The organism is Williamsia sp. CHRR-6, assembly GCF_018474015.1.
GTDB lineage: Bacteria > Actinomycetota > Actinomycetes > Mycobacteriales > Mycobacteriaceae > Williamsia_A.
In genome coordinates this window covers 1266386-1282895 of sequence record NZ_JAHCSG010000001.1, presented here as the reverse complement: position 1 = coordinate 1282895, position 16510 = coordinate 1266386, and the positions used below count along the sequence as shown (strand labels likewise).

General features: G+C 66.4%; 13 protein-coding genes. 4 read left to right on the top strand and 9 right to left on the bottom strand.

Annotated elements, in window-relative coordinates; genetic code table 11:
- Positions 1–7: 7 nt before the first annotated feature.
- From KIK15_RS05680 to KIK15_RS05640, 9 genes are all read right to left on the bottom strand, one after another.
- Entirely contained in the window at positions 8–1585 is a 1578-nt protein-coding gene (locus KIK15_RS05680) for a hypothetical protein (protein ID WP_214243104.1), read from the bottom strand.
- Positions 1586–1755: 170 nt separating this feature from the next.
- Positions 1756–2436, bottom strand: a complete 681-nt coding sequence (locus KIK15_RS05675; RefSeq protein WP_214243103.1) for a hypothetical protein — start codon at positions 2434–2436, stop codon at positions 1756–1758.
- A 56-nt stretch (positions 2437–2492) separates the two neighbouring features.
- Positions 2493–3275 carry a hypothetical protein gene (locus KIK15_RS05670; RefSeq protein ID WP_214243102.1) on the bottom strand — a complete coding sequence of 261 codons (783 nt, stop codon included), beginning with the start codon at positions 3273–3275 and terminating at the stop codon, positions 2493–2495.
- Positions 3272–3679: a hypothetical protein gene (locus KIK15_RS05665; protein WP_214243101.1), complete on the bottom strand. Its 408-nt coding sequence runs from the start codon at positions 3677–3679 to the stop codon at positions 3272–3274. Before KIK15_RS05665 ends, KIK15_RS05670 begins: the two co-directional genes overlap by 4 nt.
- A 423-nt stretch (positions 3680–4102) precedes the next feature.
- A complete protein-coding gene (locus KIK15_RS05660) occupies positions 4103–5359 on the bottom strand; it encodes an EAL domain-containing protein (RefSeq protein WP_214243100.1) in 1257 nt (418 codons plus the stop codon).
- 116 nt (positions 5360–5475) lie between these two features.
- A complete protein-coding gene (locus KIK15_RS05655) occupies positions 5476–8628 on the bottom strand; it encodes a heterodisulfide reductase-related iron-sulfur binding cluster (RefSeq protein WP_214243099.1) in 3153 nt (1050 codons plus the stop codon).
- A 226-nt stretch (positions 8629–8854) separates the two neighbouring features.
- A complete protein-coding gene (locus KIK15_RS05650) occupies positions 8855–10027 on the bottom strand; it encodes an acyltransferase (RefSeq protein WP_214243098.1) in 1173 nt (390 codons plus the stop codon).
- A gap of 145 nt (positions 10028–10172) precedes the next feature.
- Positions 10173–11141 carry a S9 family peptidase gene (locus KIK15_RS05645; protein WP_214243097.1) on the bottom strand — a complete coding sequence of 323 codons (969 nt, stop codon included), beginning with the start codon at positions 11139–11141 and terminating at the stop codon, positions 10173–10175.
- Positions 11142–11181: 40 nt separating this feature from the next.
- A complete protein-coding gene (locus KIK15_RS05640) occupies positions 11182–11937 on the bottom strand; it encodes a hypothetical protein (protein WP_214243096.1) in 756 nt (251 codons plus the stop codon).
- 211 nt (positions 11938–12148) lie between these two features.
- Here KIK15_RS05640 and dnaK point away from each other — a divergent pair, with 211 nt between their 5' ends.
- The 4 genes from dnaK (at position 12149) to KIK15_RS05620 (ending at position 16363) form a co-directional block, all read left to right on the top strand.
- Positions 12149–13996 (top strand): molecular chaperone DnaK, encoded by a 1848-nt coding sequence (gene dnaK / locus KIK15_RS05635; RefSeq protein ID WP_214243095.1) that lies wholly within the window; start codon positions 12149–12151, stop codon positions 13994–13996.
- Complete coding sequence (gene grpE / locus KIK15_RS05630; RefSeq protein ID WP_307851745.1) at positions 13993–14604, top strand: nucleotide exchange factor GrpE; 612 nt, start codon at positions 13993–13995, stop codon at positions 14602–14604. Before dnaK ends, grpE begins: the two co-directional genes overlap by 4 nt.
- Before the next feature lie 179 nt (positions 14605–14783).
- Positions 14784–15941 carry a molecular chaperone DnaJ gene (dnaJ, locus tag KIK15_RS05625; RefSeq protein WP_214243094.1) on the top strand — a complete coding sequence of 386 codons (1158 nt, stop codon included), beginning with the start codon at positions 14784–14786 and terminating at the stop codon, positions 15939–15941.
- On the top strand, positions 15941–16363 hold the full coding sequence (locus KIK15_RS05620; protein WP_214243093.1) for a heat shock protein transcriptional repressor HspR: 423 nt from the start codon (positions 15941–15943) through the stop codon (positions 16361–16363). Before dnaJ ends, KIK15_RS05620 begins: the two co-directional genes overlap by 1 nt.
- Positions 16364–16510 lie beyond the last annotated feature (147 nt).

Here is a 16510-nt window from a genome sequence, read left to right as displayed (position 1 = left end):
CAGCACGTCACGGACGCGGTGATTGGCCTCTCACCGGGCGGTCGTCGGTGGTATCGAGGTTGAGGCCGCCGATGACAGTGGGTGCCACATCGGCCACCTCACCGACGATCTCTTCGCCGTTTTCTTTCGAGTGAAGGTACTTGTTGGCTTTGTGGCCCTTGCCGTCTTCGCCGCCTGGGCGTGCGCCGGCGCCCATCGGGGCTGCACCCATCGGTCCTCCGGCAGCTGCCCGAGAGTTGGACATGGCGGCTTGTTCGGCTGCCGCCATCTTCTCGGCTGCACCCATCACGCCGGCGCGGGCCTGCAGCGCGGGTTCCTTGGCGCCTGCCCCGCCGCCGAGACCACCCCCGCCACCGCCTCCCTTGCCACCAAGCGCAGCCTTCGCGGCCTTCTCGGCGGCGGCTTTCTCAGCGGCGGCCAGACCGGCCGCCCGCGTCGCCGCTCCACCCCGACCCGCACCACCGAGACCGGAACCTGCCTTGGACAGTGCTGAATTCGCCCCGCTCACCGGGTCGCCGAGCCCAGACTTCGATGGGCCGGGGGTGGGAGTAGGCGTTGGTGTCGTGGTGCTGGGTGGTGGAGTTCCGGTTCCCGATTTCTGCAGAGTGCCCGTCGGGGTGTTCTTGGTGGATGACGTTCCACCGCCGCCACCCCCACCTCCGCCGCCACCCCCACCGCCGCCACCGCCGTTGGTGAACACCGGGGCAGCAGCCAGCGGGTTGGAGCCGTTGGATCCCTGAGGGGTCATACCGGGCAGCAGCAACGGGGTTCCCAACACAGGGCTTTGCGGGTCGGACAGGTTGACCAGCCCCCCGGAGATTGCTGACACGGCCGGGTTGTAGTGGGCCTCCATGGCCTGCCGGGCCATCTGGTCGAAATTGTCTTTCACCAGCAACTTGGTTTCGGCTGGTGCGGCGGCGATGGCCGTGGTCCTGGTGGCGGCCAGGTTGTCGACTGTCGATTTGGTGCCCGACACGCCCAGGCCCCAGACCAGAATCGATGAACCGTTGTTGAGTGCCTGGTCGGCGATGGCGCCGGTGGTGGTGGTGAACGTCGTGAGGCTGGCCTTCATCTGAGTTGCAAGGTCGCCAGTCCACATCCCAGGCGTGGTGAGGATCGACTGGAAGGCGCCGTTGAACAGGGCTATCGAATCGGTGAGACCCTGTGCGACATCACCCCACTGCGAACTCAACGTGAGCAAGAAATCGCCGTCGGCGGAACTGAGGTGCGCCACGATGTCGTCGAGGGTCAACGCCGCGGACGGCTCCGGGGAGGCATCCAGCGGAAACATGCCGGCCTGCTTGCCGTCGGTACGGCCCACGGGCTTCGGCGCATCCTGGCCCGTCATCATCTTGTACATCTGTTGGCTGACGGTGGTGTTCGGATTGACCGGCGTACCTGCCGGCACTCCACCCGGGAACATCGGAACCGCTGGCTTATGCGGAGCGTTCTGCACAGCCCGCTTGGTTTCATCATCCTGGGCCTGGATCAAACCCCCAGCAGCCTTGATGGCGGCCTCGATCGCTCCGAGAGAGGCCTGTAGTCGATTGATCATCTCGTTGACGACCTGACCCAGCAGCTTCAATCCGTTCGCAATCGCGCTCCCAGAGGGAAACGTTCCGCATCCCTGGATCTTTGCGAGCTGTCCAGCAATTGCTTGAAGCTTGGTGATTGAATCCCTAAATGTGCTTGCTGCCTTAACCAAGGTGGCGGCCGCTTCAGGGTTGAAAGTCACGGATCCGGAGGTGGTCATTTCTATTTCCTCATTTGGGCAGGACGTGTAGGCATATATGGGGCAATCTTACGAGCCGCATCAACGACGCGTTCGCAAGGATTCGATCTATAACCCGGTATTGAGCGAGCTTCGACATCCGCTGTGCCGTAGAATGTTCCCCATGACACTCGGCAATTCTCGTTCCCGCGGCCATCGGGTAGGTCTAGATTCGTATCCTGGTAGAGCACGGCCGTGATTTTGTCGGTAAGCTTCAAACTCGGGTTCAGAATTCTATTATCGGAGTTTCCTATCAACTCCTGGATATTATTGATGTATACGCCTGCGATAAGTCCGAAGGCGGAATCAGGTGCGCCGAAAACGCATGATTGAAGGACGAGTCGGGGTCGATTGAAGGCCTTCTCCTTCGATACCGCCCCCAGCTGTGTTACGACCGAATCGGGTATGAATTTGCATACGTCGGGCAGGTAGTCGATGTAGATGCTTTTGGTGCCGGGGACGGTGGTGACCACGCCGGTCATGTCTTTGGTGGAGTTGAGGTCTTGGGGTGAGTCTTTGGCGATGCCAGGCGGCAGCTTGATGGTCGTCGAGGCCGGCGCAGACGGTGCTACCGATGACGAGGGTGTGGTGTTGGCGGTGCCCGAGGTGTCTGACCCGCAGGCGGCACTGATCAGGCAGGTCACCGCCATGGGCACTATCGCCACGCGGGCGAATCCTCGGCGGCGGGTGGACGATCGGGCTGTCACACGGTCTCCTCTGATCATGACGCGGCTCTGGCCTTGTGGCGGGTGCGGGTGGCATTGATGACGCGGTTGAGCATCTTGGTGAACTGGGTACGGTCGACGCCCATGGCTGCACCGGGGTCGTCCAAGATCAGCAGGTAGCGGCCGTCGCCGGGGATGTCGCGGTACCGCGCCTCCACTCGGCTGGGCGGGTAGCCGTCAGTGATCGACCCCACTTGGATCCAGATGGTGCCGCACGTGCTGGGAGCCACATCGCTGCGGAACTGGCCACCCGCAGTGCCGGGTGCAGACACCACCGTGGTGAGCAGTGTTTCCCCACCTGCGGTCATCATGTCCACCTGTACAGCGGTGTCCAGTGGCAACCGCCCGGCCCCTGCACCGGGTGGTAGTTGGCCGACCACCGCCGCAGTCCAGGTCGACGTCTCATGTCTGGTGAGGGTGATCTGTCCGCCCCACGCCGCGTCTCCGCTGACAGTTTGGCGGGCGATGTAGCCGTAGTCGCCACCACCCCAGGCCGCGCACAGTCGGAGGTGATGGCTTGGGTCGGCAAGATCTCTCCCATCGTCGATTCCCACAATGAACAGCGAATACGTCGGATGGGTGAGGACAGCCAACGCTTCGCGTTGCCCCGACGTGAGATTTCGCTGCAACGCGGCGATCCGATTGCGTTTGTCTATCTCGTGTCCAGGATCGTCCGCAACGGTCCACAGCAGGCTGGATGGATACGGGGCACCGTGCTCGCCATCCCACAACAATCGGAACTCCCGTGTGCTCAACTGCCATTCGGCTGCCGCGGTCACCGACCCACCCCCGCAGCCGCGAGGCTTTCCCAGCGTGCCACCGCCGCGTTGTACGTTCGCGCTGCAGCGTCCCGACACTTCGCCTGATGCACCTCCAGGACACCGGCACACGCTGCCGCCATCGCGGGTGAGGCCAGCAGCACCTGCGCTGCAGCCCAATCCTGTTCCAGCACAGACAGTTCAGCGTCAAGACGTCGAACGCCTGAACCGATGGCTCCCAGTAGACGCGCACCCAGCGCACTCCGTGCGGCCAGAGATCGGAGATCGGCGACAACCAACTGAGCGTGGACATCGGCAGTCGGACCGGCACCGAATGAACGCTCACCATCGTCGGTGGCAGTGGTGATGTCATCAGTGAGGCGCTGCCACGCGGCCGCAGCGGAGTCGATCGCAGTGGCGTCCACCGAGTCGACAGCGGCACGCAGACTGTCGGCCGTAGCACAACCCACTGCGAAACCGATTCCGGGAACAGTAAACGGACCGACCTGCGCAACCCCAGGGGTCGCAGTGGATGCCAGCCGTGCGCTCAGCGCGCTCAGCTCACAAGCGACACCCCCCCTGCCGTCATCAGAGCGTTGGTGATCCGATCGGCGGCAGGCAGCACACCCAGAGCGACCGTAGACAGCCGCGTAGCGTCATCTGCAAGCGCCAGCAGCTGGCCCGCCAGCCATGCACCGGCCTGCGACCCCGATTCGCCCTGCATGTGCGCGCCATCCCTTCTGCGGGTCCCGACCACTCTCACCTAGGACGGTCGCCAGACCTGGTTGGTTCCGCCGATATCCTAACCAGTCCGAACGATTGTGCGGGGGTCTGGGGAGGGGGTGCTCTCAGCGAGCCCGCACCTCGTCCGCTGGCTGAGGACGGCCGAAGTAGTAGCCCTGGGCGTGGGTGAAACCGATGGCCCGCAGCAGGTCGATCTGCGACTCCTGCTCCACACCCTCGGCGACCGTGTAGATGTCCAGGGTGGACGACAACTGGCACACCGCCTCGACGATGGTCCGCTTGGTCACGTCGATGTCGATGTCGGTGATCAACGATCGGTCGATCTTGGCCACCCGCACCGGCTGATCCACCATGTAGCGCAGCGCGGCGTACCCGGTGCCCAGATCGTCGACACAGATCACACAGCCGATCGCATCGAGTTCAGCGATGGTCTGTGCGGCCGGCGAATCAGCGGCGATCAGGTCGCGCTCGGTGACCTCCACCCACAACGCAGAGCCGGGGACACCGGCGTCGGCCAGGGCCCGGGCCACCAGCTTGGGCAGATCGCGGTCATAGAGCTGCTGCGACGAGAAGTTCACCGACATGAACAGCGCTCGGTCGTCGCTCGCCTGCTGCCATTCACCGAGCTGCCGGATGGCCTCAGCCACTCCCCACCGGCCGATCGGCACGATGAGCGAGGTCTCCTCGGCGGCGTCGAGGAACTCGCCGGGCAGCCGAACCCGACCATCCACCGTCCACCGCAGCAACGACTCGTAACCCACCACGGCCAGCGTGTCCAGGGCGACGATCGGCTGATAGTGCAACGTGAACGCCTCACCGACCGCATTGGCCAGCTCGGCGGCCAACGCGATCTCCTCCCGCAGATCCCCGATCGACAGGTCCGACGCGTAGGCGATGTGGGCACCAGACGTGACGGCGGTGTGCACCCCCGCCAACGCGGCCTGCAACGTGTCGCGGGGATCGTCGGTGAAGCCGTCGCCCGCGCACGCCACCCCGATGTGCGACTCGACGAAATAATCCACGCCGTCGACGGTGACGGTGGCAGCCAGCCGGGCAGCGATGTCGGTGATCACCGTCTGCAAGCTGTCCTCACCCTCGTTGACCAGCAGACAGCCCTTGCCCGACGGGCCGACCAACACAGTGGCACGCCCGATGACGACCTGCGCGATGGCGTCGAGGGCAGCCCCACGGACCTGGATGGACGTACCGAACCCGTAGGCGGCGGCCACCCGATCCGACGACTCGAGACGGATGACGATGACAGCCAACCGGTCGTTGGGGATGTGCGCGGCGTAGCTGCGGAAGTCGTCATCAGAGGCGAACGGGAGCACCGGCCCAACCGTCCCTGGTCTCGCAGCCATGGGCCCCTCCCGTCCTCCGGCGCGTCAGGTCCGCGCGACCACGGACGCCGTCCCCTCGAGGGAAGCGTAACCGTGACCCGTTCCGGACTCAGACCGAGCGCTTCCCGCCGCTGACATTACCGCTGTCCGGGCCGCTTCTTACCCGCTGCGATGCCGAAACCAGAGGATTTCGCAGGGATCGCTTCCGTTACGGCCCGATCGTCGGGGTTGCCGGACTCGCTGGGCGCGGATTCCGTCGGTGCGGCCGCACCATTGGTATCGGCCCCACCGTTGGTTGCCGCCGTGCCGTTCGACTCGGCGTGTCCGTTGGTTGCCGCCGTGCCGTTCGACTCGGCGTGTCCGTTGCTCTGCGCCGTGCCGTTGCTCTGCGCCGCGGCCGGTGCGGGAGCGGCGGCCTGACCGGGACGCTTGATTCCGGCACCCATCCCGAAACCCTTGGCCTTGGCGGGAGCGGGAGTGGCCGACGCCGGAGCCGCCGGGGCTTCAGCCTTCGGTGCTTGCGGCTCAGGCTTGGCCGGCTCAGGCTGGGCTGGTGCGGCCTTGGCGGGTGTGGCGGGGGCGGCAGCTGCCTGACCGGGGCGTTTGATGCCGGCACCCATACCGAACCCAGCCGACTTCGCCGGAGCGGGTGCTGCGGGGGCCGCGCTCGTCGGTGTCTCCGCCTTCGGTGTCTCGGCCTTGGATGTCTCCGCCTTCGGTGTCCCGGCCGTGGATGTCTGGGTGGCCGGAGCTGCGGCTGCAGCCTGCCCGGGACGCTTCATGCCCGAACCCATACCGAACCCGGCCGACTTCGCCGGGGCAGGTGCGGCGGGCGTCTCACTCGTGGGTGTCTCGGTCGCTGGAGTTGCCGCCGCAGCCTGACCGGGGCGCTTCATGCCGGCACCCATGCCCAGACCCACCTTCGGCTTGGGGGCCGCGGCCGGTGCCGCAGCCGCCGGTGCAGCAGCCGCAGGCGCCTCGACGGTCTTCGTGGCCGTCGCGGTCGCAGCGGCGGGAGTGGCCGAGGGTGCCGGACCCAGGAACCGTCCACCACGCTTGACCTCGGCGGCCCCACGGGTCACCGACTCCAGCAGCAGCTGGGCCACGTCCACCACCTCGACCTTGTTCTCCAGGGCGGTGCCGCTGGTCTTGGCCGTGGTGCCGTCGCTGAGCATCACCTTGCAGAACGGGCAGCCGGTCGCGATCTTCTGCGGCTTGTCACCCGAGGAGTCCAGGGTGCTCAAGGCCTCGTCCACCCGGTCGAGGTTGATGCGCTTGCCCAGCGACTCCTCCATCCACATGCGCGCGCCACCGGCACCACAGCACATGGACCGTTCGCCGTGACGCGGCATCTCACTGAGCGCCGAGCCGGATGCGGCCATCAGCTCACGGGGCTCGGTGTAGACCTTGTTGTGACGCCCCAGGAAGCAGGGGTCGTGGTAGGTGACGGTTTCGCTGACCGCAGCCACCGGGATGAGGCGCTTGTCGCGCACCAACCGGTTGAGCAGCTGAGTGTGGTGTACCACCTCGTACTGTGCGCCGAGCTGGCTGTACTCCTTGCCCAACGCGTTGAAGCAGTGCGCACAGGTGACGACGATCTTCTTGCGCTGGGCGGGGGCGGTGGCGAACACCTCGCCGATGGTGTCGATGTTCTGCTGCGCCAGCATCTGGAACAGGAACTCGTTGCCCGAGCGGCGCGCCGAGTCGCCGGTGCACGTCTCGCCCTCGCCCAGGACCAGGAAGTTGACCGCGGCGATGTCGAGCAGCTCGGCAACCGCCTTGGTGGTCTTCTTGGCACGATCCTCATATGCGCCCGCGCAGCCGACCCAGAACAGGTACTCGAAGCCCTCGAAGGTGTCGACGTCCTGGCCGAACACCGGGATGTCGATGTCGATCTCGTCGATCCAGTTGGTGCGGTCCTTGGAGTTCTGGCCCCACGGGTTGCCCTTGTTCTCCAGGTTCTTGAACAGACCCGCCAGCTCGGAGGGGAAGTCGGACTCGATGAGCACCTGGTAGCGACGCATGTCGATGATGTGGTCGACGTGCTCGATGTCGACGGGGCACTGCTCCACGCACGCGCCGCAGTTGGTGCAGCTCCACAGGGTCTCCGGGTCGATCACACCGCCGCCGGGCACACCGTCACTGGGGCCCACCAGCGGCCGAGCCGCCTCGGCGCGGGCTTCGGCTGGAATCTTGGCCAGCTTGGCCTCGTCCGGCTTGCCGTCGGCGTCGACGAGACCCACCTCGTCACCGGCGGCGTCGGTGCGTCCACCGGCCATCAGATACGGGGCCTTGGCGTACCCGTGGTCGCGCAGCGACATGATCAACAGCTTGGGCGACAACGGTTTTCCGGTGTTCCACGCCGGGCACTGGCTTTGGCAGCGACCGCACTCGGTGCACGTGGTGAAGTCCAGCCAGCCCTTCCAGGAGAAGTCCTCGATCTTGCCTGCGCCAAACGCGTCGACATCGGGGTCGGCGTCCTCCATGACCAGGACCTTGCCGCGCGACATCATCGGCTTGGCCGCACCGAGGGCCACCCCGCCGTCGTCCTCACGCTTCAAGTAGATGTTGAAAAACGCCGAGAACCGGTGCCAGGCCACACCCCAGGTGATCTTGCGGCCCACCACGGCCAGCCACACCATGCCTGAGAGCAGCTTGACCGCAGCGAAGATCGACACCATCAGCGGGCTGGCCGGCAGCAGCTTGGCCACCTGCATGGTGAAGAAGTCCGAACCGGCGTGGGCATCGCCGTAGGTGGCGATTTTGCCTGCCTTGACGAACACCATGCCCAGACCCTCGAGCAGCACCACACCCTCGACGAAGTAGGCGGCGGTGAAACCTGACCCGGAGAACCGGGACAACCGTTCGGGGGTGCGTGGGTGGTTGAGCTGACGGATCACGATGAGCACGCTGATGCCGACCACGGTGCCGATGCCGAGGAGCTCGTCGAGCAGGTGCCACACGAACGTGTCGCCGAACAGCGGCCAGTGGAACTTGGGGTTGAAGGTCTGACCGTAGGCCTCGAACCACAGCAGGAAGCCGACGAGGAAGCCCATCATCACCAGCCAGTGCGCCCAGCCGACGGTGCGGAACTTGACCATCCGGGTGTGCGCGACGAACTCGATCATCATCTGCTTGAAGCGCGGGATGACCGGCGTCAGGCGGGTGGTGTCCCGTTGACCTTGGGCGATGGTGCGAATCATCGTCCACACACCCGAGAAGAAGATCGCCCAGCAGAACACACTGATCGTTGCGGCGATCGCACCGATGGTGATGGTGGTGGCGCTCACGGCGTACCAGCCTTTCTCAACGGGGTGCATCGGCATGTCGCACCCGGTCAGTAATGACTTAAACGGTACGACTTACCACCCGCTTCGCGCAGTGAAGGTCAGCCTAACCACACAGGTGGGTGAGCTGTTTCACCCCTGCCGACCCGGCCGGCTCTGCTGCTGAAATCTTCGCGGTAGGCACCGGTCGAGGGAACATTCCCCTCCATCAGGTGCCACGATGGCGTTTTCAGCAACGGCGGACCCGCGGCCGTCCGGTCAGGTATAGCGCGCCAGGGGAGCGGCGCAACAGCTCGGCCAGCCCGAGGGTGCCGATGACGGTCAGCAGATAGACCACCAGTGTCGCCCAGGGGGCACCGAGGTGCTGTTGGAACCACCCGTGGGCAGGCCCGGTCCCGCGCGGCAGGACCAGCAACTGCAGCACCAGCACGTGGGACAGGAAGATCGCGAACGAGCGGTTGGACGCGTAGTCGACGACTGCGTTGAACCGCGGGGTGCGTTCGCGCCGATCCGACCACCACAGTGCTGCGGCATAGATCGACACGATCAGCATGATGATCAGCGGCTGCAGGCAAGGGTTGAGCGCCGAACTGGCGTCGATCGGCTTTGTCCCCGAGTTGATCTCGTAGATGAACGCCCCGACGGCGAAGGCGCCGGCCAGGATGAGCCCGGCGACGATGAGCCCACCGCGTCCTCGGATCATCGCGTCGAAACGATCGCGATGGACTGCGGCCACTGCACCGGCGATGACGAAGAATTGATACGGCAGGAACGTGGCGTAGGCATGCCACCAGTTGGTGGCCAACCAGGTTCCGGCCGGCGGGGTGGTCTGGGTGAACACGTAGAGGGTGACAAGTTGTACTGCCAAGCTGACCGCCACCAGGGCCATGTGGTGATTTCGTGTGGCGCGCAGCAGGATCCGGATCAGCGGGAACAGCAGATAGAACTGCACGATGACGAAGATGAAGTAGAGGTGGAAACCTGCGGTTCCCCACGTCAACGATTCGGACAGCGAGTGCAGCGAGTACGGCAGTGCGCTGGGGCCGTCGGCGGCGATGACCGCGTAGGCCCAGTAGGCCACCGACCACACCAGGTAGGGGATCACCACCAACTTGAGTCGGCGCGCATAGAACGAACGCACCGAGAAGTCGGGCTTGTCGTAGGTGCCGAACATCAGCACGAAGCCGGTGAGGAAGAAGAACGCGTTGCGCGTGAAGTGTCCCCACATGCCCAACCCGTTGGTGAGCACGCTGGTCTGCTCGTCGTTGGTGTTGGTGAGGGTGTGCAGCAGGATGACCATCAGGAAGGTGCTGCCGCGTACGAAGTCGAGCTGATGTAGATGTGCCCGTCGCGTGCGCGTAGTGGTCGTGAGGATGGGCGCTGTGGTGAGGGCGGCTGTCATCGGACCACCTCGGCTGGCGCGAACACGGCCCGGACGCTACCAGCGGAAAGGAAATTACCTGGTGGACGCATGTGATGAGCATGCGTAACCAACCTGGGAGTGTGCTGTGAGCGCACTGTCAGGGCTCTGAGCCCAGACCGTTGGTTCAGCGTGCGCCGAGGATGACGTCGAGGACGTCGCTGAACGCACCTGACCCGACCGTCACCAGTGCGGAGTGACTTCGACCGCGTAGCAACACCAGCGTGACCGGGACGCCGGCGGCCCGTGCCGCGGCGGTGAACGTGGTGGCCTGGGAGGGGCTGACCACGGTGTCGGCGGTTCCGTGCACCACCGTGATCGGGATTCCCGGATCGAGGTTCTGGGCGGGATCGACTGCGCGGTAGCGCTCAGGCACCTGGGTCGGGCTGCCGCCGAAAACTCGGGTCACGCGGCTGTCGCCGGAGTTCGCGGCCACCGTCATGTCCAGCGGTCCGGCCAGCGAGACGACCCGCGCGGGGCGCCAGGTGGGCGCCGGACCCACCGAGCTGCTGTTGCGGGTGGCGGCCCAGACGGCCAGTTGCGCGCCGGCCGAGTGGCCGACCACCACCGCGTCGTCGATGTTCACGGCTGGTTCCTCGCGGCCCAGGGTGGGCACATAGTTCAGTGCGGCCGCCACATCGGAGAAGGTGGTCGGCCAGCCACCGCCCGACCCGATCCGCCGGTACTCGATGGTGAACACCGCCCGGCCTCGTGCGGCCAGCACTCGCGACATCTGCTCCACGGTGTCAGCGCCGAACCGCGCGGTCCACCCGCCACCGTGGATCAGCACCACCAACGGCACCGACCGGGCTCGGTGCTCGCCCGCGGGCAGGTACAGGTCGCCGTAGTCCTGTGTGCGATCGCCGCCCGGCAGGTAGTCGAATCGGCGGACGCTCGGTGCCGGCGCCGGGTCGCGCACCTGGGCCACCGGGCGCGGCGCGTCGGTGCGGTCGGTTCGATGCTGGTGCAGCGCAATCGATCCGACCATCACAGCGGTCACGATCACCACCGTCGAGATGATCACCGTGGTGCGCGTGCGAAGCGGGGTGTTCAGGATCGTCGCGCACCGTGCCACGAATGCCTTCGAGATGGTCATCACCGACAGATGCTAGGGCGTGTGTGGCGATTTGTCGGGATCAGCCGCCGGTGAGGAAGCCCAACAGCGCCGGTGCGGGGTGGGCGGCGGTGCCAACGTTGGCGATCACCAGCACGACGGTGCTCGCGCCCAGCAGTGATGGCACCACTGCCAGCAGCCGGGCGTGGCGCCACACGCGCAGAGCGATCACACCCAGGGCAAGCGCGACCACGGCGGCTGCGATCGCCAACACCAGGTGATAGCGGGCGAAATCGTCGATCAGCACCGACAGCGGCGCCGAAGGGGTGGCTCCGGTCAACTCGGCTCGCAGCCGCACCACCGTGCCGGTCACGGTGGGATCAGACATGGGCAGCATCGACAACAGTGAGGCCAGCGGCGCGAGGGCGCCCTGCACGTTGGCCATCAGCAGTACCGTCGCGACGGCGGCGAACACCGCTGCGGCGATGAGACCGGCACCGCTTGTGCGGGTGGCATCGCCCGCCCGGCGCGCACGCCACAGCATGACCACGATGCCGGCTGCGGCGATCAGTGCCAGCCCGGCACACCCGGCCTTGATCAGGTGATATCGCTGCCAGTAGTCCACCAGATCCGAGAGGTCGGCAGACAGCGTCGATCGGCCGCCAGCGACGTAGCCGGCGATGGCATCGCCGGTGGCCCCGGTCAGTGCGGCGCTGCTGTGCGGGCGCGACCCGGCCAGCAGTCCGGGGGCCACGACGAACGCGACCGCGCACGCGCCACTGAGCGCGGTGAGCGCGGCGATCTGGGCGCGTCGGGTCGGCGTCAGGGTCTCCCACACGCCCGGCAGGGTATCCCCGCAGGCACCCGGTCGGGAACATTCTGGGCCGACCCTCCGTTGACCACTTCGACGGACTTGAGCGAAGCAGACTCAATTGAGTTGACGGACCGCCCGACACTCGGTAATAGTTGAGCGGTACTCGCTGAGGTTTCTCACAGGCAACAGCGACCCGTCGCCGAGGTTGATCGGTGACCCATCAAGGAGGCAACACATGGCTCGTGCAGTCGGAATCGACCTGGGCACCACCAACTCGGTGGTGGCCGTACTCGAAGGTGGCGACCCCACCGTCATCGCCAACGCCGAAGGCTCCCGCACCACCCCGTCGGTGGTCGCGTTCGCGCGCAACGGCGAGGTGCTGGTCGGTCAGCCCGCCAAGAACCAGGCGGTCACCAACGTCGACCGCACCATCCGGTCGGTCAAACGCCACATGGGCGAAGGCAACTGGACCGTCGACATCGACGACAAGAAGTACACCCCGCAGGAGATCAGCGCTCGCACGCTGATGAAGCTCAAGCGTGACGCCGAGGCATATCTGGGCGACGAGGTGACCGAGGCGGTCATCACCGTGCCCGCCTACTTCAACGACGCCCAGCGTCAGGCCACCAAGGAAGCCGGTCAGATCGCCGGCCTCAACGTGCTGCGCATCGTCAACGAGCCGACCGCGGCCGCGCTGGCCTACGGCCTGGACAAGGGTGAGAAGGAGCAGACCATCCTGGTCTTCGACCTCGGTGGCGGTACCTTCGACGTCTCGCTGCTGGAGATCGGCGACGGGGTGGTGGAGGTGCGTGCCACCTCCGGCGACAACAACCTCGGTGGCGACGACTGGGACCAGCGGGTCGTCGACTGGCTGGTGGACAAGTTCAAGGCGCAGAACGGCATCGACCTGACCAAGGACAAGATGGCCCTGCAGCGTCTGCGGGAGGCGGCCGAGAAGGCCAAGATCGAGCTGTCCTCGGGTCAGAGCACCTCGATCAACCTGCCCTACATCACCGTCGACGCCGACAAGAACCCGCTGTTCCTCGACGAGCAGCTCTCGCGCAGCGAGTTCCAGAAGATCACCTCCGATCTGCTCGAGCGCACCCGCGCGCCGTTCCAGGCCGTGGTCAAGGACGCAGGCATCGCCGTCGGCGACATCGATCACGTTGTGCTGGTGGGTGGTTCGACCCGCATGCCCGCAGTCAGCGAGCTGGTCAAGGAGTTGACCGGCGGACAGGAGCCCAACAAGGGCGTCAACCCCGACGAGGTGGTGGCCGTGGGCGCGGCCCTGCAGGCCGGTGTGCTGCGTGGTGAGGTGAAAGACGTTCTGCTGCTTGACGTCACCCCGCTGAGCTTGGGTATCGAGACCAAGGGCGGCGTGATGCACAAGCTGATCGAGCGCAACACCACCATCCCCACCAAGCGCAGCGAGACCTACACCACGGCCGAGGACAACCAGCCGTCGGTGCAGATCCAGGTGTATCAGGGTGAGCGCGAGATCGCCTCGCACAACAAGCTCCTGGGCTCCTTCGAGTTGGCCGGGATCGCTCCCGCGCCGCAGGGTGTCCCGCAGATCGAGGTGACCTTCGACATCGACGCCAACGGCATCGTGCACGTCACCGCCAAGGACAAGGGCACCGGCAAGGAGAACACCATCCGCATCCAGGACGGTTCGGGCCTGAGCAAGGACGAGATCGACCGGATGATCAAGGACGCCGAAGCCCACGCCGACGAGGACCGCAAGCGTCGCGAGGAAGCCGAGACCCGTAACCAGGCCGAGTCGTTGGTGAACCAGACCGAGAAGTTCTTGAAGGAGAACGAGGACAAGGTTCCCGCCGACGCCAAGGAAAAGGTCGAAGGTGCCATCGGTGAGGCCAAGGACGCGCTGAAGGGCACCGATCTGGCCGCCATCAAGTCGGCGGTGGAGAAGTTGTCCACCGAGTCGCAGGCGCTGGGTCAGGCCATCTACGCCAACGCCGCTGCCGAGGGCGGTGCCGAGGGCGCCCCAGGTGCCGCCGGTGCGGCCGACGACGTGGTCGACGCCGAAGTGGTCGACGAGTCCACCCCGGGTGATCAGAAGTGAGCCAAGCCGATCCGGGCGTGCCCGAGGACGTCGCCACGCCCGGCGACACCGAGGAGAATGTGGAGGCGGTGGCCGACACCGCTCACGATGCATCAGTCGAAGCCGACGAGGCTGCGACTGAACGGGATTCAGTCGATCCGGCCGCCGCACAGTCGGCGAAGGAGGCCGAGCTGTTGGCCGATCTGCAACGCCTGCAGGCCGAGTACGCCAACTATCGGCGGCGTGCCGACCGGGAGCGTCTTGGGGCGGTCGAGAGCGGTAAGGCGGCGTTGATCAACGCGCTACTGCCCACCCTCGACGACCTCGACCGGGCCCGCGCGCACGGCGATCTCGAATCGGGACCGCTGCGTGCGGTGGCCGACAAGATCGTCGAGACGCTGTCCGCGCAGGGCGTGTCGTCGTTTGGTGCTCCGGGTGATCCGTTCGACCCCGAGCTGCATGAGGCCGTGCAGAACGACGGCGACGGCGGCACCCCGGTGATCGGCGCGGTGTATCGGCAGGGGTATCGCCTCGGCGACCGTCTGTTGCGTACCGCCATGGTCACCGTCACCGACGGCGCGCCCGGCGGGGGCGACACTGCCGAGGCCACCGCCGGCGAGAACGCGTAGCGGACGCACCGTGTCGGTGCGCCTGACCACACTCGGGCGCACCGACGCGGCTTCTCGCACCTGACTCCCCTAGGCTCAACTAACTCAGTCTCGACCTACCCCGGTCTCGACCCACCCCGGTCTGGACCCACCCAGTCCCGACTCACCCGGTTTCAACTCACCCAAGGAGGTGACGCCCGATGGCTCCCCAGCGTGAATGGCTCGAACAGGATTTCTACGCCGACCTCGGCGTCTCCTCCACTGCTACGCCTGACGAGATCAAAAAGGCCTACCGCAAGCTCGCGCGCGAGTTGCATCCCGACGCCAACCCCGGCGACACCGCCGCCGAGGAGCGCTTCAAGCGGGTGTCCGAGGCGCACAGCGTGCTGTCGGATCCGGCCAAGCGCAAGGAGTACGACGAAACCCGCCGCATGTTCGCCGGTGGCCGATTCCGGGGTGCGCCCAACGGTTTCGGTGGTTCGCCCGGTCGCGGAGACGTCGGTGGCTTCGACGTGGGCGACCTGTTCGGCGGGGCCGGTGGCGGCGACGGCATCGGTGACCTGTTCGGCGGGTTGTTCAACCGCTCGCCACGCACCACCAGCCGTCCCCGGCGTGGCAACGATCTCGAGGCGACCACCACGCTGAGTTTCCGCGATGCCGCACGGGGCACCACCAGCTCGTTGTCGCTGACCAGCCCCGCGCCGTGCACCACCTGTCACGGCAGCGGCGCCAAACCCGGCACCAGCCCACGGGTGTGCCCCAACTGCAACGGCGCCGGTGTGGTCAGCCGCAACCAGGGTGCTTTCGGATTCAGCGAACCGTGCCGGGACTGTCAGGGCACCGGCTCGCGCATCGATGATCCGTGTCCCGACTGCTCAGGCAACGGGGTGTCGGTGCGAACCCGCACCATCAACGTCCGCATCCCGGTGGGGGTGGAGGACGGGCAGCGTATCCGGCTGGCTGGGCAGGGTGAAGCCGGTCTGCGTGGCGCACCCTCGGGCGACCTCTACGTCACCGTCACCGTGCGCCCCGACCCGGTGTTCACCCGGTCGGGCAACGATTTGAAGGTCGAGTTGCCGGTCAGCTTCACCGAGCTGGTGCTGGGTGCCACCGTGTCGGTGCCCACCCTGGAGGGCACCGTCGGGGTCAAGATCCCACCCAACACCTCCGAGGGCCGAACCCTGCGCGTGCGGGGTCGAGGCGTGACCAAACGCGCTGGTGGGGCCGGTGACCTGCTGGTCACCGTACGGGTGAAGGTGCCCACCAACCTCGACCACACGTCGTTGGACCGGTTGCGTGACTACGCCGAGGCCGAGCGCGCCGCCGGGTTCGACCCGAGAGCCGGATGGGGTGCGTGATGACCATCGGCGACAACGACGACACCCCCCGCAGCGACACCCAGCGCAGCGACGAGGTGTTCGTGATCTCGGTGGCCGCCGAGTTGGCGGGGATGCACGCGCAAACCCTGCGGACCTACGACCGGCTGGGTCTGGTGCGTCCGCAGCGGGCGGCCGGTGGGGGACGGCGCTACTCGCGACGCGACGTCGACCTGTTACGCGAGGTGCAGCGGCTCTCCCAAGACGAGGGCGTCAACCTCGAAGGCATCAAACGGATCATCGACCTGACAAATCACGTCGACGCCCTGCAGCAGCGGGTGCGGGAGTTGGAAAACGAACTTGCTGCCGAGCGTGCGGCACGCCGCCGCACCGGTGGCGAGCTGGTCCCCGTGCCCCGGACCAGCGCCCTGGTGGTCTGGCAACCGCGCCGCAAACGCCCCTGAAGTCGAGTGGGTGGAAACCCGTCGTCGAGTGGGTGGAAACCGTCGTCGAGTGGGCGGCGCTTTTTGCCGCCCACTCGACGACGGTTTCCGCCCACTCGACGTAGTAGGCACACGGGGCACGCCTGAGCCGGGGCACACGCAGCAGCC

Bases quoted from the DNA above. Each gene is read 5' to 3' on its own strand.
- KIK15_RS05660 (WP_214243100.1), bottom strand. From the start codon at position 5,359: ATGGCTGCGAGACCAGGGACGGTTGGGCCGGTGCTCCCGTTCGCCTCT.
- dnaJ (WP_214243094.1), top strand. From the start codon at position 14,784: ATGGCTCCCCAGCGTGAATGGCTCGAACAGGATTTCTACGCCGACCTC.
- KIK15_RS05620 (WP_214243093.1), top strand. From the start codon at position 15,941: ATGACCATCGGCGACAACGACGACACCCCCCGCAGCGACACCCAGCGC.
- KIK15_RS05645 (WP_214243097.1), bottom strand. From the start codon at position 11,141: ATGACCATCTCGAAGGCATTCGTGGCACGGTGCGCGACGATCCTGAAC.
- KIK15_RS05650 (WP_214243098.1), bottom strand. From the start codon at position 10,027: ATGACAGCCGCCCTCACCACAGCGCCCATCCTCACGACCACTACGCGC.
- dnaK (WP_214243095.1), top strand. From the start codon at position 12,149: ATGGCTCGTGCAGTCGGAATCGACCTGGGCACCACCAACTCGGTGGTG.